We start from the raw sequence: 24867 nt of genomic DNA, 5'->3' as shown, positions 1-24867 counted from the left end.
TGTCTCCTGTGATCTGACTTCCGATAAAATCGAATGAATGAAACAGGATACAGCAGGAATATTTATCTATTCTAGCATGAAGAAAAATTCAGCAGTAAATTTGTGATTAATATCTGTTCTTAAATAAAATCAGAATATTACATCGTTTAAATTTTTGGTAATACCAAATCAGGCTGATACCTTATTTTACTGTCTCCTATTATCCGGCTTTTATTTACCTGCCAGAGATACCCCCTAAAAATCTTTTTCACCCTCTCAGTTATGCACCCTCTGCACATTCTTCTCAAAGCCTTGCTACCTCTGGGTTTGTCGTAATTAATAGGATATTCATTGACTGTGTTCCCTGTTCACCCCTTTTTTATCCTAATGAAGAGAATGTATATTTGATGTATAGCTAAAAAATAACTATACATCTATTATTTTCTTTTAAATACAGACAGATATTTAAAATAATGTATGGAATGCAGACTTAATCCAAAAAAGTTTATAGTGGGGATTTAAAGCCCCGGCATTCAGGCAATGACGGCAACCACTCTTCGGCTTCTTCCGACAACTCAACATTATAAGAATAACCTTTCTTGGTTCGTATTTTCCGATACTCCTTTTTGTACTCCAGCATAATTTTAGGCAACGATTCGCCGAACTTGGTCAGTGTTAACGGGCGTTCAAAGCCGTGCGCTTCCATAAAAGAAAGATAAGCATGATACAGATACAACCCCGGCGCTCGTGGGCTAATGTTCTTAGTGCCCATCTTCATCCCAGTTGCATCATTGACAGCGACCAGATAACCGCAAAAGCGATACAACGGATCGGAATTGCTTTTCACCGTTAACGCTTCGTTGGAATCGCGTTGCGTCTGTAGCAGTTTTTTAGCTTTGTTCTGGTCGGCAAATTCGTTTAATAAATGGCGGATAATAACGGGCAGTTCCCGACTGATTTTCTCCGGCAAGTGTGGATCTTTTTCTGACTCTTTGACCGGAATGTTAAACGGGAATATCACCCGCCGCCGTGCAATACCGCCATTGCGCTCTGTAAAACTCATGGGTTCGTTATTGGTGGCTAACACCACGGCTTTGATGATGGTAGAAAATTGCTTCTCGTATTTTCCGTCAACTTCAATCAGGTCCCCACCTGTAATGGCCTTGATGCCTGCCCCTTCACCGACATATTTAACCTGATCGGGCAGCGTAATCAGGCTCTTCCCGACAAACTGATAACGGCCTCTCGCCTCATCCAGTGCCCGCATATTTCCACTGGCCGTATTGTGCTCTCCTGCCAATAAAGTGGCGATATAGGTAAAGATACTTTTACCGCTGCCACCTTCACCCGTCACTTCAATAAATAACTGCCAGTCGTAACGGTTTGCCAAGATCATAAACAGAGCTGCTTTAATGCGATTCATCTTGTTTTCATTACTTCCCGCCGCATGGGATAACCAGCGATAAAAATCTGGGGCATGGTCTGGTAAATTTTCACCGACAGCAGGCGGGGTGAATGCAATACCGTTATGATTCATTAACCAATGTTCCGGCTGGTGCAAGGTAAACTGTTGAGCTGATAAATCATACACACCATTGCGGAATCCGATTAAATCCCGCCGTTGTTCGCCGATAACCGGCACTTGTAATTTCATGGCATAGATAGCGTTATTGATCCCGTTCGGGCTGTAAGGGGTTTCGTGCTGGTCAAAAATTGCCACCATTGCACGGCGCAGCTCATTATCCGACACGGTTTCCCATGTTGTACCGTTATAGTGGTAAACCATTTCGCTATCAGGATTAACCGCCACTTTCCCGTAACGTTCAACCAATAGTGCCCCGCGCTGACTGGCTGCCATTTGTGCTAGATTGTTATTGGTCTTTTTGGGCTTCGTTTCGTGAATAACTACAGCTTCTGCTTCCATGAGTTTTTTCTCCCCAACCTGATATAACCCGTTGCTAAATGCCTGCTTTGCTGCCTCAATACCGTGGTGCTGGCGATAGTCGTCCCAATCGACTTTTAATGCCGTTGGCGGTAGTGCTACCCAGCCATTAATCGCTGTAGCGGCTTTCTCTGCCGCTATCTTGCCAACATTCTTTTTTAGTCTGCCGTTTTTGTCCCGCTCTCCCGGTTCGTGCCAATCGTTATCAGCAGCAAGAATAATTTTCGCATCTGGCCACTGGGTTCTGACCTGTTCGGCAATGGTGAACAAATTGCTTTCATCAATGGCTGCCAATACCACGCCCTCATGTAACTGGCTGACCGTTAACGCTGTGGCGTAACCTTCGGTGATGATGAAAGTGTCTGGTGTTCCGGTAATCTCTGAAACGGGAATAAAACTACCTTTCTTCTGCGTGCCTGTAACAAGGCGTTTTTCACCGTTCGGCTTGATGGTCTGTGCGCCTGTGATCGTGCCGTCCAGCGTTTGAACCACCAGTAATAAAGAGCCATCTTTCAATAACCGCTGATTGAGGCATTGCAGCCCCTTTTTAGTCAGATACTGAGATTCACCCATGACAGAAGTTGCAACCAGCGCAGCGATGCGTTCTGTAATCGGTTTTACTGTTCGGAACTGCTCTTTAGCGGGTTTGGGTTCAGGCAAGGAAAGTGCCAGCACATCAGCTACCAACTTAGCGGCGGCAAAAATAGTGATCCCGTTGGTTCTTGCGACTAAATCCAGCCCATCACCATAATTAGGTTCATCGCACTGGCGGCAGTGCCAATCACCGTTATGGTTATCATCAATAAAATGAAAGCGGTCAGTACCGCCGCAAATCGGGCAAGCGCCGTGTTTGCCTTTTGCCGGAACATCAACACCACAAGCAGGCAACAGGCTTTGCCAGTGATTGATGGCTGATGTTTTCACTGTTCGAATCACATCTAACGGGCGGCTGTTCTGATTATTATTTCCCTGACTCATGATCACTCATCCTCGCCATTAACCGCTGCATAGAGCGAATAGTAAACTTCCTGATTAATATCACAGGCTAGCGACAGCAAATCGTGTAACTCTTCCGAACAGTGTTGGCTGGCCTGTTCAAGAATGACCTCATATAAAGAGGTACATAAACCCGCACGAAATGAAGCCTGACCTAATGGATCGGATTTTCTGTATACAATGCAATTAACTAATTTATTCACTGGATTCTGTGGGGCATATTTCGACAGGTCGCGATAAACCTCCTGATGAATGCCGTGTGCCAATGCAATCAGGTTATTTAAATTGATTTCACAGCGTTCATCTTTGGCTTTTTGGGTAATGAATGTGAAAAGTGAAATACCCAGACCAGCACGATATAGCGCCTGTTTCAGTGAGATAGGGTTATTACTCATGGTATGCCCCCTGAACGGAGGTCAAGCACATAGGGCAGATTTTAGGCAAACAGACTTTGCCCTTTCTGGTTAGAAAGGTATATTGATACATAGCTACCTCGATACTGTTATTATCGTTGGTTGTTAGCCCTCGTTCAGTGTTGGTAGCACTGTTCGGGGGCGTTGATTTTATAGGTTTCACCATGTTAAGGTGACCACCTATTAAAGATAAAGCTAATTCAATAGGTGGTCACTTGTCAACAGTAAAACGAGACAAAAGCCCGAAAGGTGATGGGCAATCCCCACAATTTAGAATGCGTATAACTCCAGAACTGAAAGAACAGTTTGAAGATGCAGCCCTAAAATCAGGAATGAGCCTAGCTAACTGGCTTAAAACTTTGGGACGTAACGAACTAGAACGGTTAGGAATTAAACCCAAAGGCTGAGCTGAATAAATTTTATTAATTCGGTTCATAGGTCTTTTATCCTAAAAATTAATTATTTCGAAGGTGACTTTTGCAATGTCACCTTTTATTTTTTTTATTAGGCTGTCTGAACACGGCGAGTTGAAACCAAATAACCATCAAGATCTGATTTTAAATAAATAACTTTACGGCCTACCTTATGATATGGAATTTTTTCTTTTCCTGTATACGCCCAATTAGCCAGCGTTTGTGCAGTGACACCAAGATAAACCGCGGCTTCTGCTCTGGTGAATTTTTCTAAGGTTGTTGCGGAAGGATGTATTCTCATTTTTAGCACCATATATTATTAATTATCAGTAGTGATAGATTATTTATAAATAGCCATTAAAAATAGTAAACTGCCTTGTATAACGTTTTATACAGAAAGACGGAAATTTATACCTCATTATAGGTATGTAGTGATGTAATCAGACAAATATTAAATTCAATTTATTCGAACTCAATTAAACAAGCAGATAGCATCACGTTATTAATTTCTTACTTTAGGTCTTTTTCAAGTTGTATTAGCTTTCTTTTCTTCATAATCCATTTTTGCATTTTCCTATTCAGATAATTGAAAAAGAATTCTTCGTTTATCGTCATCACTCATTCCAGACAGAATAGAAATAATTTTTTGATCTAATGCCTTTTTATTCTCTACCATGCCAGCATGTTCCAGTATCGCCTGTTCTATTCTTTTAGCTGGCTCCTGCAATTCATCAGCACCAAAATGTAAATAACCCTGAGTAACATCAGCACTACGTAATGTTCTGTGATTCATTAAGCGCTTCAAAATATAGTTACCCACTCCCACTAATTCGGCGACTGTACCAAATGTGCGGCGGGCATCGTGCCATTTGAATGGTATTGGTTGAAGCATATCTAAATTAGGTTCAGGGACGGTAGCTGCGCTAATACGATCAATGACATGGCGACATTCTTTGATAACACCTCTCAGACCGGGAAAAACAAAATCCTGTTCTCCCTGTTTCATTATCAAACGCCGACGAAACAAGTTCCTTAAGGTATCAGTAATAGGAAGTTCAAGCGGATCGCCATTTTTGGTTGTTTCTATCCAGAAATAGTGCCCTCCCATATTCACACGATCCCAAGTAAGGTTGAATATCTCCGATTTACGTAATCCGGTAAACATAGCCATTTCCACCGCATCACATGCAGCGACTGCAACATCATCTCTTCCATTTTCGGCTTTATCCCGAACAGTGGCCACAGCACTTAACCAGCGTGCAAGTTCATGTGTTCGGATACGATCAGTTTTTCTTACCGTGCCATGCCATTTACGTTTTGTGCTCAAAACGGCGGTAGGCGGATCAGGGAGTAAAACCCTTTCTTCTTCATCTCGATAATGGTCATGGGCAAAACGATAAACGGCTCTTAACGACCTAGCCCATAAATCAGCCTGTGCGTTACTGCCAGTTCCAACACCCGCACGTAACGTTGCTTTGTCAGCACCAAACCAAACAGTACCCTCAGTGATTGCTTTATGCCTGAGTTCGACACGTTCCCTGCTTATTGATGCTAGCGGTTGTTGCAACCAATCACCGGAAAAATTCTTTAATATGGAGCGATATTGATTGGCAGTAGTGAGTTTTAATCTATGCCCTCTGTTAGAAATATAGGTGTCTAAAGCCTCGGATAATGTTACTACTGCTTTTTCATTGATACGCTTAACAACATTGGGGTTCTGGCCTGTAGTGGCTACTTCACCAAGAACCTCAAGCGCCTTTACCCTAGCATTATCAATAGATAAATCAGGAAATCGCCCTAATGTGGCACGGATAAACTTTCCTTTTCTCTTTCTGGAAATACAGAAACTTTTAACTCCAGTCGTACCGATACGAATACGTAACCCGTTTACCACTGTATCACCATACTCAACTTGCCCACGTTCTGCGGGTGGCAGGCTTTCTAGTTTAGCTTTCGTGAATTTGAAAGTTTCCACATCTCCCCTCTATATTAAAAAAGTAAGAATCAACTTTTCTATTGTTACCAAACGATTAGGGTATCCTGTGAATCGCTTGCAGACGCTAGGATACTTATAGGATACCGTAGGCAAGTATTTTAGGTTATTTATGTGGATTTATACAGTAGTTATGAAATTTGTAATTAATTGAAAATCAATAACAAGTATAAATAAATAAAACCACTTACTCAGTCTCATAATCGCTTGGTCGCTGGTTCAAGTCCAGCAGGGGCCACCAGATTTTTACTTTAAAATCAGTATATTAAGCCATTATTAGACGAGTGGATTTTTTATTTTTATAGACCAGTGGCGACAAAATGGCGACAGGGATTTTTGAGCCTCCGCGATCTTAATTTTTTCATTGAACATTTTTAACTCAATTACACCAACCGAAAATTTTCTTTCAGTCAGTGACAATGTGCTTATGGGTTCAATTTATTTCAGGTTCCCAATAGACTCAAAACCGCACAGTGACTCCGTTCTGAAATTTTCCTTAGCCTGTCTTCGTAATCTAACTCCCCACGTAAAATAGAGTTTTCCTTTTAATATCATTACATTGATATTTTCCCCGCGATCCACTTTTGATCCAAAACGTGCAGGCGGGTGCGGTGTAGCGCGTTTTACGTCAGGTTTACGTTTATTTCGTGGGGATTGTGCAGCATGAGCATGCCACAGTAATGCAGATCCAAACGAACCATAGCAGGAGTGAATTAAGGGGTGAACGACGCTGTGTACGCCTGGCGGCGTTTGATAAGAGGTTCAGAATTAACATTTTTAAATAAGGTATTCTGACACTAAGTCAGGTAAAAACTTGACTCCTGATTAGGTTGATTTAAAGTTAATCATTATGATTTATCTTAAATCAAATTATAATGATTGGAGGTTCAAGATGAAACAAATTGAAACTAGAGTATTGACAGCTCATGTCCCACTTCCATTAGCAGATAAGGTTGATCAAATAGCTGAGAGGTTGGAACGTTCAAGGGGTTGGATAATGAAACAGGCCCTTGCGGCTTGGATAGCACAGGAAGAAGAGCGTGATCGTTTAACATTAGAGGCTATGTCTGATGTGGATGTCGGCAATGTTATTGATCATCAAGCTGTATTGGCTTGGGCTGATAGCCTTGATACAGACCAACCGCTGCCGGTGCCTCGTTAATGGAATTGAAATGGACAAGCAAAGCGCTTTCTGATTTATCGCGCTTATATGACTTTTTAGCATCAGAGAATAAGCCAGCGGCTGCACGGGCTGTACGTTCTCTGGCTAAAGCCCCCTCAGTTTTAATTACTAACCCGCGTATTGGTGAGCAGCTATTTCAGTTTGAACCACGTGAAATAAGATGGATTCTTGTTGGACAGTATGAAATTCGTTATGAACTTCAAGAGGATATTATTTATATACTTCGATTGTGGCACACCAGAGAAGACCGCTGATATAACATCATCAAAAAATAAACCTCGCCAAAACGAGGTTTTATTTACCTATGAGAACTTTATCCAATCACAGGCGAATACTTCTGTTTCAGGCCATCGGATTTATGAGCCGTGTTTCTTATCTCGCTGGCGTTCTGTGGTGTGCCAGTGTTTTGATGTGTATGGGCAGCGGTCAGTTTGGCCAGTTCCTTGACCACATCCAGCGTCTCTAACATCAAGGTCATCACATTAAGTTGCTGACTGCCTACCCAGACTACAGGGGCGACAATTTCCTGTTTGACGCCCGCAATGCTCTGCTTCAACAGGCCAATTTTCTCTATCAGCTTTTGGCCCACCTCGACATTGGCATCTTTGCCCACACTGGCAAGGTAATTGCTGGATGCGGCCAGACTGTAATCACCATCCGCCACCTGCTGCACTGCGCCTGCCAATAAGGTCGATGTGCCTAACACCAGGGTTTTATCTGTCGCTTGAATGGTGGTATCACGGGCAACCATAGTGCGGGTTTCCGTGTCGGTCTTGATTTCACGGTGCATAGACGATTCATTGATGGTCTGGTCAGTCTGGCGTATCCAGCTCCCTTCCTGTGTCACACGCTGCGAGACCTCTGCCCGCTGCTGCTGCAACTGTTCACCGGGTTTGATATCCGGCAGGGTATTGCCCTGACTTAGGGTCTGGCGGATAAACGGCTTATCCGGTCGCCCGCCCTCAAACGCGATTTCCACCACGGTGCCAACAGGCGGATACTGGAACAGGCCCGATTCACTGCCCGCCATGGGCAAGGGGAGCGGTACGGCACGATAAACCGGGGCGGCAGCGTCTTTGCCGTTATCATCCAGCAATTGCACATCGACCGCATAGCGCGGGCGGAACGGGTCAGAAATATCGCCGCTGACGGTGTTTTCGGTATGCGCTTCAATGCGGGCCAGTTTGGGCAAATGCAGTCCAGCCGATAATTCCGGGTAAGCGGCATCAATCTGACGCTGAGCGGGGGTTTTGTTTTCCTGTTGTCCGTTGGGCAACCATGTGATAGTCATGTTTTCATTGTTCAGGTTAACCTTACTCAGCCGTTGCTGATTGACCACAAATCCCGGTCGCAGGGATTGGATCATCGGAATCGTCATGGTATTGCCTGCCGACTGGCTCTGGCTGAATTCATTCGGAATTTCGACAGACTTCCCGGCAAACATCGAATGCGCCCAACTGCCCAGATAGACCGAACCATCTGGTAACTGGTGCCAGATATAATCGTCAATGGCAAAGACCTGTCCCAGATTCGCCAGTAGCTGGTAGCCCGTGCCGTTGTGGGTGTAGTGCGGGATAGGCCTATCCATATATGGCGCATTCGGTAAGGTGAACACCAAGCCGCTGTGTTCCTGCAACCAGCCTGCAATCTGCCGTAAGGTCGGATGCTGAAAAGAGCACGGCCATAGACGATCAAACACACCAACTAACTCACGCACAAACAGACGTTGGTAGCCGTTCTGGGCGGGTTGCGAACGTTCCACATAACCCGTAAACCAACGCAAAACTAAATCCGGGTAACCCACATCCAGACGGACAAGTTTTCCAGTGTAATCGGTAGTTGTTTCAGCCGTAATAAAACCACGGCCACAAGATGACAACTCCAGCATGATATTGGCGTCAACCAAATGAATTTCATCGCCGGAGAGATGAAGTCGGCTTATCGGTGTCATTATTTGGCTGGCCCTATCCAATCATTAATTGGTTTTAATACATAACGTTCAAACCAGCTTAATTCTTCTGGTTCTTCCTTGACAACACTTCCTCCGTGTCTTGTTTGTTTTTTCGCTTGAATATTGCTGGCTGCACGGGAATCACGTTTTTCCGCCACAGACAGGTGTTCCCGGAGTGTGAAAGAAACCTGCCACGCTTGTTTGCCGTCTACCTTGCTGGCATCAATGCTGCTGGTGAATGTGCCGATGCGAAAGTTAATGGCCTGTGCGGTCAGGTTGGCCACCCGGTAGCGTTTGAGGTTGCCGTTCTCTTTGGCTTCCGCTAAGGCAAACAAGCGGGAAAGGGTTTTCTGTTCAGTGAACGGAATAATCCCAGTGATACGCAGCTCTTTCGGCTTGATGCCCTGTTCGGCTACCGCCGTACTAGATGACTGCCCGCTCTGGTCTTGATCCTGAAACATCACCGACGGCGTGACGGTCAGGCTTTTTAACGGAATAGCTTCGCCATCAAGGGCGAGGGTGATAATTTGGTTCATGGAGCATCCTTTCTAATGGGCTGATATCGTCCCCGGCAAACAGGATCGCCAGCGTGTAAACGGCATCCGGTTCGGGGATGTTCTTACGTAATTTTTCTGCCACGTGTGCGCCGTTCCCTTTCCCGGCGAACGCCCAGACCGTGGCCGATTTTTCCGTCAGCCCGCTCATGGCATCAGTGACTTGCTGTAAAGCGGATTGCCGGGCGGAGGTAAACGCGGTTAACTGGGATTTTAACCCCGCGATACTGCTGCCTGCGCTGGCCTGTGCTTTGGCTTTTGCAATCAATTGTGCATTGACCGCCAGACGGCTGGCAGCAGTTGATAAGGGCTGTGGCAGCGGTAAACCACCGCCCAGCTTGCCCGGCAATTGCATTTTTGTTGTTGCCAGACTTTCCGCCGTTTTTGCCATCCGTTTGACCTGTGCCAGCACAGGCAGCGGCAGTACCGCCGCAAACTGTGCAAGCTGCTGCATAAATTCAGCATGGGTTTTGGCGCAGACCATCAGTATCAGGCTGTTGATATGGCCCGCACCCGTGAGTTTATTCGCCAGCGTGTCAATGGCGTTCTCCGGGCTTAGGTAACTGCCGCTGTCGGTTTGTTGCCCGATACCATAGATAAACGGGTGAACGGGCACAATGGCGGCGGTTATCCCCGATAAATCCGGGGACAGTTGCATAATCTTACGCTGCCAGTGCATTATTCGGGTTGCTCCGGCCAGTCAATATCGGGGGCAGTAGAACAATCTACCCGGTTGAGCAGGACACGGTATTTGCGCCAGACAATTAATGCGGATTTCTCTTCGTCGGTCGCCATGTTGAGGTCAACGGCATCCTGTAACGGGGCAATTTTATCTTTGGCGACGCCCATCCAGTATTGTTTTTCATGCTCTGACTGCTGCTGTAACTGTGCTGGTGTAGGCGGTGGATTTGTGAGGATATCAACTTCATCCTCGGTAATCGGCGTTAATCCCGGCTTAATCAGCCTATCCTGTGAACCGTCTGCCTTATACGCGTAAACCTGCCCGTGCTTATCTTTGTAGTATTTCATGCTCTCAGCTCCAGCCAATAAAAAACTTCGCCATTATAAGGAATGATCTGATATGTTTCTCCGGGCGGGATAATTGCGGTGACGCCCTGATTCTTTGGGGTACCCTCACTGCTGTACGCCGACCATGACCCAATATCCAGACCACCGCCAGTTTGAATGCCTGCTCCCATATAACCCGCACTGCTGGTACACCGAACAAAGACCGCAATAGGCTGACCGGTATCATTGCTATATAAGGTATTCGGCCTTCTCTGGGCAGTCACATTCTGCCAACGTTGCCCATAGCCCAGACCGTGGGTACTGAGTCTTCGGTCTAACAGTGGCTGACTATAGATAACCCACTTGTGATACTCATCATTGTTAGGCCATTTCTGACGCACGGCGACTTCACCACTGACGGCGGTATAGCGCTGGGAAATCATGCTGCCTGAATTCTGCACCTCCAGCACCCCGTACTGGGGCAATGGGTGAGGCCAGTCCCGGACAGTTGCCGGGTTATCTGCCAATACTGGGTAGTGACCAGAGACTACACAATCTGCAAATTTATCACCGCTGTTGATATAGCCTACTGGAGCACGGTTGATGGCCCCAATATCAGCGGCATTCAGATTGACATCCGCTAACAGGGTTTTTCCGTTGATTTTCCGGCTATTGGGCACGGCATCACTAGCCTGCTTGACCGTATCCCGTAACCCTAGATTGTCCACAAATGCCGCTTTATTCGGGATATCTGCCCCGTTCTGCGCTTTTTCGAGTCGGTTATTAGCGTTGTTATTAACAGCATTTAATGCTGAATTCGTCGCATAATCGCCTTTCGGTTGTTTCTCATTCAGCCCGTTCGATAGCACTGTTTTCGTTACATAATCCTGCTTAACCTTGCCCAATTCCTTTTGAAGATTAGCGATATCACGATCACTGAATGTTCCTTTGCTACGCAAGTCAGTGACATTGCCGTTCTCATCAATTTGGGCAATTGCAAACACATAATGCGGGTATCCTGCTGCATCGTTATAGTTTTTCAGCTCATTAGCGACCGTAATTTTAACGGCCGTTTTCCACTGGCTCACCAAATTACCCTGATAGCTAAAATCCACATACACACGGGTATTGCGCAGGCTGTTTAACGTCTGGTCAAATTCCAGCATCCCGCGAAGCCCGCCAATATAGGCCAGCCCTTTCTTCACCAAATATTGTTCACCCTGACGTACTACAGCAAAGCTATCACCGAAAAAGGCCGCCTCGCCGTAACTGTCGGTGTTAATCAGGCGCTGCATTTCGTCAATGCCCGTCAAACGGGCGGTAAAATCAATCTGCCACGTTTCCGCCGTGGTGGTTATCGCCGTCTCTTTCGCCGCGCCGTCAAACTCCAGCAGGAACGAGCGGGTTAACACATTGCCCTGCAAGCCGTTGGCGGTTTTGATTTTCTTCTGGGTCGGCGCATGGGTGATCATGCCAATCACACCGGACGCCTTATTAATAAGACCAATCCAGTTAAAATCAAAATTGCCCACTTCCGTACCCAGTGTGACGCTGTAAGCCACTGCGTTTTCACTGGCCAGCCCGGTTTTATTCACCGTCTGACGGTGTACGATTTGGCTTTGCGCAGGCAATTTCTCATCACGGCTGATGGGTTGAGCGGGATCTAAATCCGGTACATATGCGAAAACAAATTCATCCAGTACCACAGGATTGCCTGCGGCCACTTGCTGGGTCTTCCATTTTTCAAAGTCTGTCGTGATCACTGAAGACATACTATTTCCTTATAATGACGCACCGTAGGTGATATTCGGTGCTGAACTTTCCTTGAGGCGGGCTCTGTCACAGACGGCAACGCCTGCGATATGCCCCACTTTCAATAATAATGGCTGCGTCGGGATGGCAGCAGCATAAGTGCAATATTCAGCACCCACGCTACCCACTCGCATTAACAGTTGGTTTTTGGCTATCACTTCAAAACGGTAACGGCGGCAGGTGCGGCCATACTGGCTGATGATATTCATCAGCAAATCGGGGTTAGCCGCTATCTGGCTATCACTGAGACGCAGGATAATCACATCCCAGTCGATGTCCGGCTGACGCTCCAGCAGTTCCACATAACCCACACCTAACCGTTCAAAAATGGCAATAAACCCCGCGATGCTGCCGGCATCTTTGGCATTGATAAACGCGTACTTCACCCGCTTGCGAAACAGGGGCAACGGTTCACCGTTAAAACGTTGGATATCCCGCTGATAGGCCAGCACCGATAACAGTGCTTCGGAACAAGTTTCCGCATCCAGTTGTGCCAGCGGCCATGTCAGCCAGTCGTAAACCTGCATCCAGAATGCCCGTGCTGCATTGAGCAGTTTGGCGGGTTCGCCCTTATCCATCCATGAGGGCAGGGCCAGTCGCTTAAGGCGTTCCGTAAACTCAGACATTCTTTACCTCCACAGAGAGCGTTTTCAGCCTCGGCACACTCAGCTCACTGAGAATATCCCCCAGTGAAAAGGTCAGGGATTCAATCTCACTGAATTCACGGTGAATTTCCCGCCCTAAGTTGGAAAAGGAAAAACGCGAGTACGGCCACGTTTTTTTCACCGCATACTGACTGTTTTCCCGGAATGCGCAGCGGATCAGGTTTTCCACATCCCGTTTCAGGGTCGCTATCTGCTCCTGATTGTAGTTCGCCAGACTGACCACAAACAGCGTGACCGATAAATCATGCTGGGTTTCCGGCATCGGCAGGCACTGCATATCATCGCCATGCCCGTGATGGCCCTGATTGGTGATGTAATCGTTCACCGCCTCAATAAACGGCTGACTGGTTACACCGGAATCCAGCAACAGATAGGCATTAGCTGTACCTGCCCCACGAGGTGCATCATGCAGAAAGAAGATGCGGTCAATGCTTAATCCCGCCACTGCCGCCATCATGCCGCGGTAAACCGCATCGGTATGATAATTGCCGACGAGGTTATATTGGTTGCGGCAGCGGTCACGCAATTCATCATCGGATTCCGCATCCGCACCGGGGGTTAACAGCCAGCCTTCTTCATTTTGTACCCGTGCAATGCCGGACACGGCTACAGGCAGGATACGAAAATAACCGGGTGCAAGGTTAAAGGCGCCGCCTGCGGCATCGGCCGCGACAGGCAACAAGGCACTGCTGACCCCTTCGGCTATCACGACACTTTCCGTGGTGCTGACCCGGTAAATTTCGCCGTTAATGCGCTCAGTCTGGATCACCGTTCCCGCTGGCACTGTCACCGCCGAAGCGCCCGCCGCTTTATAAAAACGGAGCACGCCCTGTGCGGCAGAAGCAGGTTTACGTTTCAGGTTGACGCCCCAGGCAAACATATCCAGCCATGAACCCGATGCCGTGGCTAAGTACATGTTTTTCAGCGTCACGTTGATTAACGCCTCTTTGAGCCACAACACCGGGCGCGTGACAAGGGTGTTAATCAGCCGCCAGAACGGGGACATGCGCGAGGTGTTAGTGATCAGCCCCGCCTCATCCACCACGTTGGCAAAGGCTTTGCTGATATCGGCCTCTGTGGTCGGCATCCCGCTGTCACGCAACACCTTTTCATAATCAATGGTTGGTTTAGTGTCCATTTCCCACACTCACATTAATACGGCCAAAATCGTAGGTTTCTGCCGTGATCCATAATTTGGTCGGTGATTCTTCATTGATGCTGACGGTGCCCGGAATAATCCGCTCATCATTTTCGATTAGAATCACTATTTGAGTCTGAATATCCGCCCGTAATGTCGGACTGCGTTCAGCAATTAAATTTGTTGCCAGACCACTTTCAATAATCGCGTGAACACAATCCTGCCCAATAGAAATCCGGTTATTACAAAAATGCGGTTCATTCCCTGAATTGAGCGTGAAATCACGCTCATTAATTAATAAATCAATATATTTAGGCTCATCCATAGGCCACGTGTTCCCATTCCGTAAATTGATCCGGCGTCATGCCATTGGAAACATTGAATGTCACACTTTCAATGCGGCGGCTGTTATCATTAATAGTCTGTGAATTTGATGTCACTGACTTCATCAGCCCCTGCCTTCCAATCCCTTGCGTTTTCCCGCCAGTTAAAACATTCCCGGTTTCAAGTGGCTTAATCGCGTTGACAGGCTGAACGAGCGCTTGCGGCTGGTCCTGCAACAATCCATTGGATTGAGCCAACATCTTTTGTGTTTTTTCTCCGATGCCTGTATTAGGCACAGCGGCTTTGGTTACAGGTTCAACGAGAGTCTTCTGCACTTCCATTGTTTCAATACTCACGCCCGGAATGTGGTTTAACTTCTCAACAATGCTGTTATAGATCCCCGCGAATGACGTTTTCAGCCAGTCCCATAATCCGCTGAACAAATTGCTGACACTGTCCACCATATTGGAAAAAGTATCGGCCAGTGAAAAGCTGCTGAACCAGTTACACAGGTTATTCCAGCCCTCAGCAATCCAGTCCCAGACCGCGCCAAAAATGCCTCCGACCCATTTCACATAAGCTGCCACAACCTTAAAGGCAGCAGTGTTCATAATGGCGGCTTTAATGGCATCCCAGTGCTTAATCAACAGGTAAATGCCAACAGCCAGCAAGGCAATCGCAGCGATAATCAGTAATATGGGCCATGACATAAAGCTGAATGACAACCCCGCCAAGAAAGCGGCAATCCTGATCGCCACTAAAACCCCGCGCAATATGCGCAAGGTGGCATTCCAGACGATAATCGCCCCGTTACACAGCCATACTGCCGCCGTCCACAGTTTCATCACCAGCGTACAGGCAACCCAGATCCCTTTAAGCCCCAACCAAATAAACCGGGACACCCCCATCACTATATTGGCGACAGCCCCCACAACGGCAAAGTTCATAATCACAAGCGTGATATATCCAACCCAACGAGCGATATTGGGGAACAATTTCATCCAGCGCACCAATACCTGGCTGGTATCGGCGAGCCGGTTAACCAGGGGTTTTATAACCGGCAGTAATGCTGAACCAATCAGAATATGCAGGTTTTGCCAGATTGCCTGTAGCCGTTCCCACGGATCAGCCATCTGTGCTGCCATTTCGCGGGTACGTTCCATCCCATCATTTGCACCTAATGCAGCCATGTTCTTGTTTAACACATTAACATCGTTGAAAAGCGCTTTGACTACCACAGCAGAGTCACCAAATGCTGCTTCAATCTCAGCCTGAGCTTTCAGATTACCTTCGATGCTTGTACCATATTTGGCCTGGAGTTGTTGCAGCATTTCCGGCATGGAAAGCATCTGGCCGGAAGCATTAACAAAACTCAGTCCCAGACTTTTCGCTCCACCCGTCGCGACAGATAAAAATGTCTCATAAGCGCGACTGGCATCGCCTCCCAACGTGCTCTGTAACTGCCCCAATACAGCCAACTGTTCATCTATCCCAACACCAAAATCTGTTCCTGCTTTACGGGTATTTTCCAGCATCTGTGTCATTTCGGGCATACTGGTGCCGAATGTCTGCGCCATAAAAATAGCCTTGCCTGACAGCTCCTCAGCAAACTGAAGATGTCCTACGGACTCGGCATGGTCGGAGAACAGGTCAAACATTTTCCCCATATAATTTGCCGCATCTGTTGAGCTGGTTTTCAAAGCAACGGCGGTGGTATTGGCAATTTTGGTCATCTGGGGCAATTCCGTTTGCTCCAGCCCTTGTACTGCCTTGTTAATTTCCGTCGCTGATTTCACAAACTCAATGGCTGATTTGCCATATTGTGAGCTAAAGGTGACAGAATCTTTGGCGATTTTTGCCATAATGCTGCTATCAATTCCCTGTAATGAGGCTGATTGCAGGGCATCATCCATTTGAATGGCTGGCTCAAGGAAGCTATGCGTTGACCAGAAGGAGTCAGCGATTGTTTTCCCACCCGCCGAAATTTTGCCAAATGCCTTTTGTGATTCCTCTGCAACGCCAGAGACTGCATTTTTTATACGATCAAGTGGTTCTGTAACCCTATTAATTAGATTTAATATAAAATCGAGCTGACTCATGGCTCACCTTTTAATGCCAATGCAATTCCATTTGCAGTTGCAATACGCGTATATTCCCAATATCGATTATCTAACCAAATTGCACGGGCTAAATTTTCCGTATCATCATTTTCATTTGGTAAATAATGACGACGCAAAGTTAAGGCTTGCTCGAATAAGCTATTGTCGATAGCCCTAACCCGTGCATTTAGTTTTTTATTTCAATTTCCAGTTTTGGTGCATATTCGGAATTAATTTTTTCAACCAACTGCATTGCTGCACCCGGAATTTGTAACAGTTCATCAAGAGCAGGTTTAGAAGCAGACTGAACAATACGTCGCAAATAAGTCACAATCGGCACAATTTTATTGTCCATTGTCATGTCATTAATCATGTTATTGTAAGCGACAATATTAGGCTCAAATTTAATTTCATTTCCGCTAACCATTAAAGTAATCATTTTATTTTCTTTGGTCATGATTTAATTCCTTTCTTTTATCCATTGATAGTTTATTCGATTATTTTGATAAGCATCGTCCCTGATGCAATGAGATCCTTAATTACACGAATGTAATAAAAGTTTTCTCATCCTCTTCCATAAATATCTGTGTTTACCCGATCAGATTACGGGTTAATTCTGCTTCGAGATAGGGAATACCATTAATACGCACAAAATCAGGTGAAGTGACAACAAATTTAATTTTATGTGTCATCACGCTACCACCTTTAGGGTCAACATCCAGAATATCACTCACGATCAGTTTGCAACCGTAAGCTTCGACTTTCATTTCCTCATTTCCTGCTTTGGCATACCACATCAGATCAACAGGCTGAATACCGCGCCATGAACCCGCAGCACGCGCTTTCGCTGTCACGATATCCAAATACTTAGTACTGAGTTCAATTTCACCTTCTGCTGTTACATCACCGGAGATATAACCATCCGGTATGCCCTGTGTTTGGGCAGCGGCTGTATTGTCAGTAACGGACAAACTGACCTTTTCCGCATGAACCAGATCCCCATCCATATTAAAATCGACCGACTGACCGGAAATACGCTGGCTCATTTAATTCCCTCCCAAATCCAGCAACAAACTCGCCGTGATCCCTTTCGGGCATTCGTAAGTGCGAATAGTGATATAAATTTCTACCGTGTTTTTATTACGCCATGTGATAACAATGTCACCATCCTGAGGTGATTTCACTTCACCCGGAAATGTCACACCATTAATTTCCGTACTACGGGACATTTCACGTAAAGTACGGGCGAAATATGCCTGATGCGTTGCGATGCTGCCCGGTGTACTGTTTAGACTGCGATCAGCAATTTTAGCGATGGCCTGCAAACGAATACGGCGAGCGACCTTATCCACAACACGCAGATTTTCGATGCTCTGGTAATCTCCGCCTTCCACATCCAATGTGCGACCATCTGACCAATACATACCATCGTAATCGGGATACCACATTGGCACACTGAAACGTAATTTTTCCAATGCTTGTAGTGTTGCTAAATCAATCGGCTTCCCTGCACCATCAAGCGGAAAATCTGTTGATCCCAGATCCATCAATGGCCCTGTCTGAACTCGTGCCGGGCTGTCAGCCACAGTGACAGCACGATTGCACAAACGGCCAGCCAGTACACCGGCTTCATTGCCCCATAGAGACGGCACTAATTGGATCGATGAAACTGCTTCTCCTTTTTGCAGATCAGCCAGACGAGTAACATAATCCGACCAGGTTTCTTTCGGCTGTGGGCCTTCAACAGCCAAAATAGCCCATTGCCAACGTCCAAATTTAGCAATGGTATTTGCCCGCAAAGTCTGTGCAGCCTTGATAATGGCTTTAGTTGCACCAACTGTCAGCACATATCCTTCTACACTGGCAACACGTTGTGCTGCTGTTACCACTTCAACAAAGGCCAGTTCATCTGCCGATTCCGGCAAAACATGGACATACCCAGACCAGTTTTGTCCTGCGTTTGCCATCGCCGCCAGTACGTTACGTTTCAGAGTGGTATTTGTTGTTCCCAATACAGAATCAAAATCCGTCTGAGTATTTACAGAGATCGTTTTGCCTGTGTTGGTTTTTCCCGTCCCAACAAAGAGCAATACGCGCTCTATTTCCTTGGTTTCGCCTTGCAGTTGGTTAACTTGGTTAACCTGCACATGTGGCCACATAATTTATTCCTTTATTTATGTTTTATTTGTTCAAGGTTGCAGATGTGTTTTGCATTCCTTAAATCTGCCCATTAATCGTCGTCAGATTTGTCCAACAGGTGTTCCTGATTCGTCCACAATATGAATAACACCGTTTTCAGCAAACCAGATTTCAGGGGTTGCCAGCAGCCAACGCTTGCCATCAAAGGGGACAATACCGTTTTTATCCTCACGCATAATCACAGGTTCTGACAGTGATAATGACACGACAACAACGGCCGTTTCTTCATTCACTTTGACAGTCATCGTTGGGCATTCCTGTCCCTGATTGCGATCCCTCAATTCATCATTTTGCTCTGTCAGCCAGGCGTTGATTAACAGTGAGATATATCGAGGATCGTATTCTCTGTATGGAAAACTCCCCCACTTAATCACTGCCTTATACTTTTGGATAAACATCTGGTATTGTCCCAACCCTAAATCCCGTTGAGCCGGAATAAAGCGGATTTCTCCCATTTCACTGGTAAATTCCATTTTACACGTGAGTTCTGGTAGGTTTTCCCGTAAAAATGTTGTTAATTGCTGTAACTTATTCATTTCATCCATCTCGCTTTCAGTTTCAATCCTTTCATTTTTACGGGTAAAAAAACTACGGGTAAAAAGCCGCCTTAGCTCATAAGCGGGTGGCAATCCTTCGCCGATGCGTTCTTACACATAACCCCTTCCGTTTGAATCAAATGTATTATTGCGGATCTATTAAAATGCTGCGAAGGGTTTAGTTCTGATAAATTCGGATATAACTCAATAGCCGATTCAAAGCGAAATCATCTGCAATTTAAGGTGCTTCTTTCTTGATGACCTGATTCTCCATAACGTCATTATCCGACAAAGCAGTTGTTGATGATTAAATAACCAAACAAAATAGAGATGAGAGGTAAGTATTGAGATGTAAATATGAAGAAATTGCGGCTAGTTGATGGAAGTGATAGGGGTGACTGAATTCACCCCAAGGGTATGAGTTCGATAAAATATGACTTTATATCAAGCAACAGAGTTGACTTTCAACAAATCTAATGCTGCTTGGCGTTGTTGTGGATTAAGGTTGTTGATCACGGTCTGCAATAACTTATCGCCAGTTTTAGCACTGGGGCTTAAGGTATGCGAAAAAATCAGATTCATGACGAATCGATAACCACACTCAATGTCAGAACACATACAGTAAAGATCGGCAATTTCAGGGTGCTTTCGATTGGTTTTACTGATGGCAGCCTTGGCACCACATTCAGGGCAAATAATCTTTAATACGCGCATCTTATTTATTTCCAAAGAATTTATTTTCAGTGACTTCAAGTTGTTGCGTATTTTACCCTAAACGTGTGTGTTCTTATTTAATAGGGATATGTGATATCACTGATACATCAGATGCTTTCTGGTTCCAGCCACAGCAACGCATCACCGGGGTTCACGGTGTTACCCGGCTGGCAACTGATACGCTTGATTCGCCCAGATTGTGGTGCATAAATAACCAGTTTCATCTTCATAGCCTCTACAATGATCAACGGCTGCCTTTTTGTCACTTCATCACCAGGTTTGACTAATATCTTCCAGATATTTCCATTCATATCCGCACTGATTTGTACTCCACTTTCATTGATATCAGGCCATTGAGATTGTTCCTCAATGTTTAAAACCGCGCTTTCCTCCTCCTGGGGAATCCATGCCATATATACACATGTACATACCCCCAATACCCACGGTTCCTTCTGCGGTAAAGGTTCGTGCCGGATTGTATTTCAAACTTAACAAGCGATGTCTGGGGTCGATAGGAACCGCACACGGTGCCCCTAGATATACATCTCCCAGACCAAGGATCAAGTAACTGGCATTGAATATAATATGGCGTACTGCTTCCCGATCCGGCAGTCCATTAATGCGCTGAATAAAATCAACATTATTAGGTAACCAAGGCGCACGGGTACGCACAGTATCCTGATAACGACTGACAGCACCAAGTGTTGCGCTGTCTTCAAATGCCAACGGCAAATGTATAATGCGGGATGGTACTTTCATCGTACTGACATCACCAAGTTGCTCCTCTAAAGACAGTAATAAAGCCACAAGTCTCTGCTGATCAATTTGCCGATTGTCATAACGGATTTGCAGGGAGCGTACACCAGGAGCAATTTCTTTGATCCCCACCTCTGCTAAGTCATGTAGTTTATCCATCAGTAAGTGGATTCGCAGACGTAATGCCAGATCCAGAACATTCTCGCCATATTCAATCAAAATATAGCTGTCACCCGCCTGACGATAAACAACGGCTGGCGTAGAATCAGTATAGAGTGCAGAAATTTCACTGCCCGTACTCACGCCGCTATCAATACGTACCTCTTCAATATGTACATCATCGGGAAATTTAACTTCTGTCAGTACGCCCGGACTGGGCTGAAAATTCTTCAGCGGATTTTCTGCATACAGGCGAACTTCAATGGCAGTACCGACTGGGGCACGGTTTAAATACTGCCAATCGATTGGCAGATCAGCAGCAACCCGTAACATGCATTCCACTAAATCGAGTCCGGTGACACACTCAGTTACAGGATGTTCAACTTGCAGACGGGTATTGACTTCAAGGAAATAGAATTCACCCTGTTCAACATCGTAAATGTACTCCACCGTACCTACACTGCGATAATTCACTAACTTGCCCAATTGTACTGCGGAAGCCAATAACGCAGTTCGGGTTTGTTCTGACAGGTTAGGAGCAGGAGCTTCCTCCACAACTTTTTGATTGCGACGCTGTAAAGAACAATCACGCTCTCCCAGTGCCACGACATTGCCCTTACCATCACCAAATATCTGTACTTCAATATGACGAGCCTGCCTGATACATCGTTCCAGAAATACGCCAGCATCACTGAAAAACTGTTCCCCAAGATGACGTACACTTTCCCATGCCTGACGCAGTTCATTGACATCATGACAGCAGCTCAGGCCAATGCCACCACCACCCGCAGTACTTTTCAGCATGACGGGATATCCGATAACCTCAACCGCACTAAGTGCCTCATCCAGTGAGTTAAGCAACCCCGTTCCCGGTGTCATCGGTACACCCGCTTCTGCGGCCAATTCACGAGCCCGGTGTTTCAGACCAAATTCGGCAATTTGCTGTGATGTCGGGCCAACAAAGACAATACCTGCTTTTTCACACGCTTTTGCAAACAACACACTTTCAGACAGAAACCCATACCCCGGCCAGATCGCTTCCGCATTACTCTGTTGCGCAGCATCAATAATTTTATCGATGCACAAGTAACTCTCACCGGCTTTTTCCCCATGCAGCGGCAATGCCATATCTGCTGCTTTGACATGTTGTGAATTTTTATCTGCATCTGAATACACAGCCACGCTAACAATACCGAGGCGTTTCAGAGTGCGGATCGCACGACAGGCGATTTCACCACGGTTAGCAATCAATACAGTCTTAAACATCTGTCGCCTCCTGACTGATGATCCAATTACGCCAGCCACCAAATTCAGTAATATCAGTTGCACCATTCAATGCTATCGGTTCACAGATAAAACCTTTTACCCATCGTCCATCCGCTAATTCCAGTGAACCGATGCCAAGTGGAGGAGGAACTTCGGCAACAAATGCACCAAAATAGGCCAGTGGGATATCCCAAAGCTCAATACTTATCGCAGCACCTTCAACACTACGCACTAATCCGGGTTTGGCGGGATGAGTATTGGCGAGCGCATAAAGCCGATAACAACCGGCTGTTTGAGTGGTTTCAACAAATACGGCCTTACGATCAATAAGTTGGTAATTCAGTGACATGCCCCGAAGATGAGCACCAACCACCGCTACACGAATATGTTGTTCTGACGGCGATAATTCTGTTCCGGCTCCAGCAAATGTTTTTCCTGTTGTTTCAAGAGACGATGCACCAAGAGATAATGCCCCTGGAGGCAATGTAAGGTGCTGTTGCCAACGGAGCCCGAAGGATGCAAGTGCACGATCATGCCAGGCAGGTGCAAGTAAGGTAATACCTGCTGGCAGCCCATCAGACCGGAAAGGTGCAGGTAAAGCGAGTGCGGCGAGATCGGCCAGATTGGTAAAATTGGTATAAGTGCTAAATTCTGAGTTATAGCGAATCGGCTCCTGCTTAATTTCTTCAATAGTGCTGCCAAAGCAAGGATTATAGGAGCAACAAAAGCGCTCGCAATCGAACTGGCAAAACGAAAAATCACCGTGAATTGCATCGCGCCGGGGCTGATTGACACAGATATGGTTCAAATTGAAGAGCCTGTTTTAAAAGAAGCGATGCATATGATCCCGATGAAACGTATGGGGCAAACCCATGAAGTTGCTGGTCTTGCCAGCTATTTGCTAAATTCATAAATCTTTTCATTCATCAGTATTAGTTTTTCTCATTGTATCTATCTGATAGAAAGGTCTATAGTCCGCACAACTCAAGATTCTTGAGCAACTTATCTACTGCTTAAATCACCAAGATATATACCAGTCCTTGGCATATATCATTATTGCTATTCGGCAAGATCTTGATGAGAAGCAGCGCATATCTGGCTGATTTTTTTATGTGGAGACGACAGTAGTGAAACTGCTGCGCAAAAATGACAGTGCATTTGTACCTGTCGCGGGCTTGACTGTATTTGCGATTGCTTCTGGTTACTTGATGAGCTTAATTCCATTATCGATGGCAGGTTTCAGCATCGATACTGGCTATGCTAGCTGGTTAGCCAGTGCTTATTACATAGGTTTATTAATAGGATCAATAATGATTGAGCCTGTTATTGCCAAAATAGGACATCGTTTTTCATTTGTCAGTTTTTTATTGCTTTTAGCTGTAACGGTTGTGGTATTACCTTTTTTTCCCAATAAAGAGATCTGGTTGCTTGTTCGTTGTATAGCGGGAATTGCCGTTGCCGGTATTTTTGTGGTGGTTGAATCTTGGTTATTGATTGGCGATAGCCCCAAAGAGCGCGCCAGGCGTCTGGGTCTTTATATGACATCACTCTATGGGGGGACAACACTCGGTCAACTGGGCATCGGTTTTATTGGTACGCAGGGAATAATACCTTTCGCCGCTATTCTGGCTCTGTTACTGATTGCCACTCTGCCCCCGTTATTTGTACGTCATGGACAGCCACCGATACTGAATCACCAACGCTTATCGCTAAAAAAAATCACCCGGTTCAGTAAGCCTGCAATTGTCGGCTGTATGACATCAGGAGTTGTGATGGGCACTATCTACGGTCTGATGCCGCTATCATTAAGCCAAAGTAAGTTCAATACTGAACAGGTTGGGGTATTAATGGCTGCGATTATTCTGGGTGGGATGGTAATTCAACCGATTATCAGCAAACTGTCTATTATAATAAGTAAGATACTGTTATTAGCAATGGCTTCACTGCTCGGCGTGTTTGCCATAGGCATAACTTATCTTTCTGAAAGTTACCTTATCATGATTGTGGCACTCGCACTTTTAGGGATGTCTTCTTTTGCCCTCTATCCCATTGCCATCACACTTGCTTGTGACAAACTGGATTCATCCTATATTGTCGCAGCAACACAAGTTATGTTGTTAAGTTATAGCATCGGCTCTGCTATCGGCCCATTAGGAGCAGGAAGTTTTATGTTTCAACACGATACAATTCAGCACAGCGTGATTCAACACAGTGGGGCTATGCAAAACAACGGGTTAATGAACTTCTTCTTCCTTGTCTTACTGACCACTGCGGTTTATATGCTGCTGGCAGGTCTTTGCCGCAAAGATCGTGTATTGGCAAGTTAACTTATTAATGTAGAGGTATTTAATGCAGATACAGAAAGCCACCTAAGATGATTTCGCGACACTTATCCAGATCTGGGAAGCCTCTGTCCGGGCGACTCATAATTTTCTGCCTCAGGGTATGATCGACGAATTACGGCCATTAATCCAGAACAGTTACTTACCCAATAAACTTTTTTCCGCTCAGAAATTGATGGGCAAGGAAATCCATTCCCGTTACTACATATGAAACTTGCTTAACACCTATACCCAATGGATTTCAAGTTGCGTCGCGACGGCAAGGGAATGACAAATTCGTCGGGAATGAATTTGCCCGGCCAAAAGCTGGCCTCCGGAGAGAGGCAATTTGAAAGACAAAGGGGATATCTCCTGGAGTGATATTTAATATTTCATAGATAATCGCTTATCAACATAGATTTGATAATATACCAATCGTCATTGAA

Annotated in this window: 26 protein-coding genes and 2 pseudogenes; 6 read left to right on the top strand and 22 right to left on the bottom strand. The window is 45.8% G+C overall.

What is annotated here, in order from left to right; translation table 11 throughout:
• Nucleotides 1-484: 484 nt before the first annotated feature.
• Complete coding sequence (locus AAC147_RS07550) at nucleotides 485-2899, bottom strand: primase-like DNA-binding domain-containing protein (protein ID WP_047679924.1); 2415 nt, start codon at nucleotides 2897-2899, stop codon at nucleotides 485-487.
• Between the two features lie 2 nt (nucleotides 2900-2901).
• Nucleotides 2902-3312 carry a hypothetical protein gene (locus AAC147_RS07545; RefSeq protein ID WP_081988972.1) on the bottom strand — a complete coding sequence of 137 codons (411 nt, stop codon included), beginning with the start codon at nucleotides 3310-3312 and terminating at the stop codon, nucleotides 2902-2904.
• A 233-nt stretch (nucleotides 3313-3545) separates the two neighbouring features.
• On the opposite strand from AAC147_RS07545, the gene AAC147_RS07540 reads away from it, so the two are divergent.
• Nucleotides 3546-3737 carry a hypothetical protein gene (locus AAC147_RS07540; RefSeq protein ID WP_047679922.1) on the top strand — a complete coding sequence of 64 codons (192 nt, stop codon included), beginning with the start codon at nucleotides 3546-3548 and terminating at the stop codon, nucleotides 3735-3737.
• Between the two features lie 97 nt (nucleotides 3738-3834).
• Here AAC147_RS07540 and AAC147_RS07535 read toward each other — a convergent pair whose 3' ends face one another.
• Both AAC147_RS07535 and AAC147_RS07530 read right to left on the bottom strand, forming a co-directional pair.
• Nucleotides 3835-4044, bottom strand: coding sequence for a helix-turn-helix domain-containing protein (locus tag AAC147_RS07535; protein ID WP_047679920.1), 210 nt, complete (start codon nucleotides 4042-4044; stop codon nucleotides 3835-3837).
• Between the two features lie 273 nt (nucleotides 4045-4317).
• Nucleotides 4318-5718: an integrase family protein gene (locus AAC147_RS07530; RefSeq protein ID WP_047679918.1), complete on the bottom strand. Its 1401-nt coding sequence runs from the start codon at nucleotides 5716-5718 to the stop codon at nucleotides 4318-4320.
• Between the two features lie 910 nt (nucleotides 5719-6628).
• Between AAC147_RS07530 and AAC147_RS07525 the strand changes: the two genes are divergently transcribed.
• Together AAC147_RS07525 and AAC147_RS07520 are read left to right on the top strand one after the other, a co-directional pair.
• On the top strand, nucleotides 6629-6898 hold the full coding sequence (locus tag AAC147_RS07525) for a CopG family ribbon-helix-helix protein (RefSeq protein ID WP_047679916.1): 270 nt from the start codon (nucleotides 6629-6631) through the stop codon (nucleotides 6896-6898).
• Nucleotides 6898-7173, top strand: coding sequence for a type II toxin-antitoxin system RelE/ParE family toxin (locus AAC147_RS07520; protein ID WP_047679914.1), 276 nt, complete (start codon nucleotides 6898-6900; stop codon nucleotides 7171-7173). Before AAC147_RS07525 ends, AAC147_RS07520 begins: the two co-directional genes overlap by 1 nt.
• Before the next feature lie 59 nt (nucleotides 7174-7232).
• Here AAC147_RS07520 and AAC147_RS07515 read toward each other — a convergent pair whose 3' ends face one another.
• The 7 genes from AAC147_RS07515 to AAC147_RS07485 are packed head-to-tail and all read right to left on the bottom strand — an operon-like array spanning nucleotide 7233 to nucleotide 13840.
• Nucleotides 7233-8870: a hypothetical protein gene (locus AAC147_RS07515; RefSeq protein WP_047679912.1), complete on the bottom strand. Its 1638-nt coding sequence runs from the start codon at nucleotides 8868-8870 to the stop codon at nucleotides 7233-7235.
• On the bottom strand, nucleotides 8870-9406 hold the full coding sequence (locus tag AAC147_RS07510) for a baseplate complex protein (protein ID WP_047679910.1): 537 nt from the start codon (nucleotides 9404-9406) through the stop codon (nucleotides 8870-8872). The genes AAC147_RS07515 and AAC147_RS07510 overlap by 1 nt, the downstream gene beginning before the upstream one ends.
• Complete coding sequence (locus AAC147_RS07505) at nucleotides 9378-10103, bottom strand: hypothetical protein (RefSeq protein ID WP_052189424.1); 726 nt, start codon at nucleotides 10101-10103, stop codon at nucleotides 9378-9380. Before AAC147_RS07505 ends, AAC147_RS07510 begins: the two co-directional genes overlap by 29 nt.
• A complete protein-coding gene (locus tag AAC147_RS07500; RefSeq protein ID WP_047679908.1) occupies nucleotides 10103-10453 on the bottom strand; it encodes a tail fiber assembly protein in 351 nt (116 codons plus the stop codon). The genes AAC147_RS07505 and AAC147_RS07500 overlap by 1 nt, the downstream gene beginning before the upstream one ends.
• Entirely contained in the window at nucleotides 10450-12204 is a 1755-nt protein-coding gene (locus tag AAC147_RS07495) for a phage tail-collar fiber domain-containing protein (protein WP_052189423.1), read from the bottom strand. Before AAC147_RS07495 ends, AAC147_RS07500 begins: the two co-directional genes overlap by 4 nt.
• A 9-nt stretch (nucleotides 12205-12213) precedes the next feature.
• A complete protein-coding gene (locus AAC147_RS07490) occupies nucleotides 12214-12870 on the bottom strand; it encodes a phage tail protein (protein WP_047679906.1) in 657 nt (218 codons plus the stop codon).
• Entirely contained in the window at nucleotides 12863-13840 is a 978-nt protein-coding gene (locus tag AAC147_RS07485; protein WP_262947651.1) for a baseplate J/gp47 family protein, read from the bottom strand. Before AAC147_RS07485 ends, AAC147_RS07490 begins: the two co-directional genes overlap by 8 nt.
• Here AAC147_RS07485 and AAC147_RS07480 point away from each other — a divergent pair.
• Nucleotides 13824-14024, top strand: coding sequence for a hypothetical protein (locus AAC147_RS07480; RefSeq protein WP_231571349.1), 201 nt, complete (start codon nucleotides 13824-13826; stop codon nucleotides 14022-14024). The genes AAC147_RS07485 and AAC147_RS07480 overlap by 17 nt on opposite strands.
• A gap of 12 nt (nucleotides 14025-14036) precedes the next feature.
• On the opposite strand, the gene AAC147_RS07475 is transcribed toward AAC147_RS07480, so the two are convergent.
• The 11 genes and pseudogenes from AAC147_RS07475 to AAC147_RS20090 form a co-directional block, all read right to left on the bottom strand.
• A complete protein-coding gene (locus AAC147_RS07475) occupies nucleotides 14037-14372 on the bottom strand; it encodes a DUF2590 family protein (protein ID WP_047679902.1) in 336 nt (111 codons plus the stop codon).
• Nucleotides 14365-16470: a phage tail tape measure protein gene (locus tag AAC147_RS07470; RefSeq protein ID WP_047679900.1), complete on the bottom strand. Its 2106-nt coding sequence runs from the start codon at nucleotides 16468-16470 to the stop codon at nucleotides 14365-14367. The genes AAC147_RS07475 and AAC147_RS07470 overlap by 8 nt, the downstream gene beginning before the upstream one ends.
• Nucleotides 16467-16607, bottom strand: coding sequence for a DUF6890 family protein (locus AAC147_RS07465; protein ID WP_169923060.1), 141 nt, complete (start codon nucleotides 16605-16607; stop codon nucleotides 16467-16469). The genes AAC147_RS07470 and AAC147_RS07465 overlap by 4 nt, the downstream gene beginning before the upstream one ends.
• Before the next feature lie 50 nt (nucleotides 16608-16657).
• Nucleotides 16658-16927, bottom strand: a complete 270-nt coding sequence (locus tag AAC147_RS07460; RefSeq protein ID WP_047679897.1) for a putative phage tail assembly chaperone — start codon at nucleotides 16925-16927, stop codon at nucleotides 16658-16660.
• Nucleotides 16928-17060: 133 nt separating this feature from the next.
• Nucleotides 17061-17516: a DUF2597 family protein gene (locus tag AAC147_RS07455; RefSeq protein ID WP_047679895.1), complete on the bottom strand. Its 456-nt coding sequence runs from the start codon at nucleotides 17514-17516 to the stop codon at nucleotides 17061-17063.
• Nucleotides 17517-18632, bottom strand: coding sequence for a DUF2586 domain-containing protein (locus tag AAC147_RS07450; protein WP_187650310.1), 1116 nt, complete (start codon nucleotides 18630-18632; stop codon nucleotides 17517-17519).
• Nucleotides 18633-18710: 78 nt separating this feature from the next.
• A complete protein-coding gene (locus tag AAC147_RS07445; RefSeq protein ID WP_047679928.1) occupies nucleotides 18711-19205 on the bottom strand; it encodes a phage tail protein in 495 nt (164 codons plus the stop codon).
• Nucleotides 19206-19649: 444 nt separating this feature from the next.
• Nucleotides 19650-19919 carry an ogr/Delta-like zinc finger family protein gene (locus tag AAC147_RS07440; protein WP_047679891.1) on the bottom strand — a complete coding sequence of 90 codons (270 nt, stop codon included), beginning with the start codon at nucleotides 19917-19919 and terminating at the stop codon, nucleotides 19650-19652.
• Nucleotides 19920-20026: 107 nt separating this feature from the next.
• Nucleotides 20027-20332, bottom strand: coding sequence for an acetyl-CoA carboxylase biotin carboxyl carrier protein subunit (locus AAC147_RS20095; protein ID WP_369793132.1), 306 nt, complete (start codon nucleotides 20330-20332; stop codon nucleotides 20027-20029).
• A complete protein-coding gene (locus AAC147_RS07435; RefSeq protein ID WP_052189419.1) occupies nucleotides 20286-22100 on the bottom strand; it encodes an ATP-binding protein in 1815 nt (604 codons plus the stop codon). The genes AAC147_RS20095 and AAC147_RS07435 overlap by 47 nt, the downstream gene beginning before the upstream one ends.
• Nucleotides 22093-22794, bottom strand: a pseudogene (locus tag AAC147_RS20090) (allophanate hydrolase-related protein); the annotation flags it as partial. The pseudogene AAC147_RS20090 and the gene AAC147_RS07435, both read right to left, overlap by 8 nt.
• On the opposite strand from AAC147_RS20090, the pseudogene AAC147_RS07430 reads away from it, so the two are divergent.
• Both AAC147_RS07430 and AAC147_RS07425 read left to right on the top strand, forming a co-directional pair.
• Nucleotides 22792-23013: pseudogene (locus AAC147_RS07430) on the top strand (SDR family oxidoreductase); the annotation flags it as partial. The pseudogenes AAC147_RS20090 and AAC147_RS07430 sit on opposite strands and share 3 nt — an antisense overlap.
• Before the next feature lie 214 nt (nucleotides 23014-23227).
• Entirely contained in the window at nucleotides 23228-24427 is a 1200-nt protein-coding gene (locus AAC147_RS07425; RefSeq protein WP_047679889.1) for an MFS transporter, read from the top strand.
• Nucleotides 24428-24867 lie beyond the last annotated feature (440 nt).

This window comes from Xenorhabdus sp. NBAII XenSa04 (genome assembly GCF_963866145.1).
In the GTDB taxonomy this organism is placed as follows: domain Bacteria; phylum Pseudomonadota; class Gammaproteobacteria; order Enterobacterales; family Enterobacteriaceae; genus Xenorhabdus; species Xenorhabdus indica.
The sequence above is the reverse complement of the archived record's forward strand: the minus strand, read 5'-3'. Positions and strand labels throughout refer to the sequence as shown.

Excerpts from the sequence above, each read along its gene's own strand:
- AAC147_RS07510 (WP_047679910.1), bottom strand. The coding sequence starts at position 9,406 with ATGAACCAAATTATCACCCTCGCCCTTGATGGCGAAGCTATTCCGTTA.
- AAC147_RS20095 (WP_369793132.1), bottom strand. The coding sequence starts at position 20,332 with ATGGCATGGATTCCCCAGGAGGAGGAAAGCGCGGTTTTAAACATTGAG.
- AAC147_RS07490 (WP_047679906.1), bottom strand. The coding sequence starts at position 12,870 with ATGTCTGAGTTTACGGAACGCCTTAAGCGACTGGCCCTGCCCTCATGG.
- AAC147_RS07505 (WP_052189424.1), bottom strand. The coding sequence starts at position 10,103 with ATGCACTGGCAGCGTAAGATTATGCAACTGTCCCCGGATTTATCGGGG.
- AAC147_RS07550 (WP_047679924.1), bottom strand. The coding sequence starts at position 2,899 with ATGAGTCAGGGAAATAATAATCAGAACAGCCGCCCGTTAGATGTGATT.
- AAC147_RS07435 (WP_052189419.1), bottom strand. The coding sequence starts at position 22,100 with ATGTTTAAGACTGTATTGATTGCTAACCGTGGTGAAATCGCCTGTCGT.
- AAC147_RS07475 (WP_047679902.1), bottom strand. The coding sequence starts at position 14,372 with ATGGATGAGCCTAAATATATTGATTTATTAATTAATGAGCGTGATTTC.
- AAC147_RS07455 (WP_047679895.1), bottom strand. The coding sequence starts at position 17,516 with ATGAGCCAGCGTATTTCCGGTCAGTCGGTCGATTTTAATATGGATGGG.
- AAC147_RS07480 (WP_231571349.1), top strand. The coding sequence starts at position 13,824 with ATGTTTTTCAGCGTCACGTTGATTAACGCCTCTTTGAGCCACAACACC.
- AAC147_RS07445 (WP_047679928.1), bottom strand. The coding sequence starts at position 19,205 with ATGAATAAGTTACAGCAATTAACAACATTTTTACGGGAAAACCTACCA.
- AAC147_RS07515 (WP_047679912.1), bottom strand. The coding sequence starts at position 8,870 with ATGACACCGATAAGCCGACTTCATCTCTCCGGCGATGAAATTCATTTG.
- AAC147_RS07460 (WP_047679897.1), bottom strand. The coding sequence starts at position 16,927 with ATGACCAAAGAAAATAAAATGATTACTTTAATGGTTAGCGGAAATGAA.
- AAC147_RS07440 (WP_047679891.1), bottom strand. The coding sequence starts at position 19,919 with ATGCGCGTATTAAAGATTATTTGCCCTGAATGTGGTGCCAAGGCTGCC.
- AAC147_RS07500 (WP_047679908.1), bottom strand. The coding sequence starts at position 10,453 with ATGAAATACTACAAAGATAAGCACGGGCAGGTTTACGCGTATAAGGCA.
- AAC147_RS07495 (WP_052189423.1), bottom strand. The coding sequence starts at position 12,204 with ATGTCTTCAGTGATCACGACAGACTTTGAAAAATGGAAGACCCAGCAA.
- AAC147_RS07525 (WP_047679916.1), top strand. The coding sequence starts at position 6,629 with ATGAAACAAATTGAAACTAGAGTATTGACAGCTCATGTCCCACTTCCA.
- AAC147_RS07470 (WP_047679900.1), bottom strand. The coding sequence starts at position 16,470 with ATGAGTCAGCTCGATTTTATATTAAATCTAATTAATAGGGTTACAGAA.
- AAC147_RS07520 (WP_047679914.1), top strand. The coding sequence starts at position 6,898 with ATGGAATTGAAATGGACAAGCAAAGCGCTTTCTGATTTATCGCGCTTA.
- AAC147_RS07535 (WP_047679920.1), bottom strand. The coding sequence starts at position 4,044 with ATGAGAATACATCCTTCCGCAACAACCTTAGAAAAATTCACCAGAGCA.
- AAC147_RS07545 (WP_081988972.1), bottom strand. The coding sequence starts at position 3,312 with ATGAGTAATAACCCTATCTCACTGAAACAGGCGCTATATCGTGCTGGT.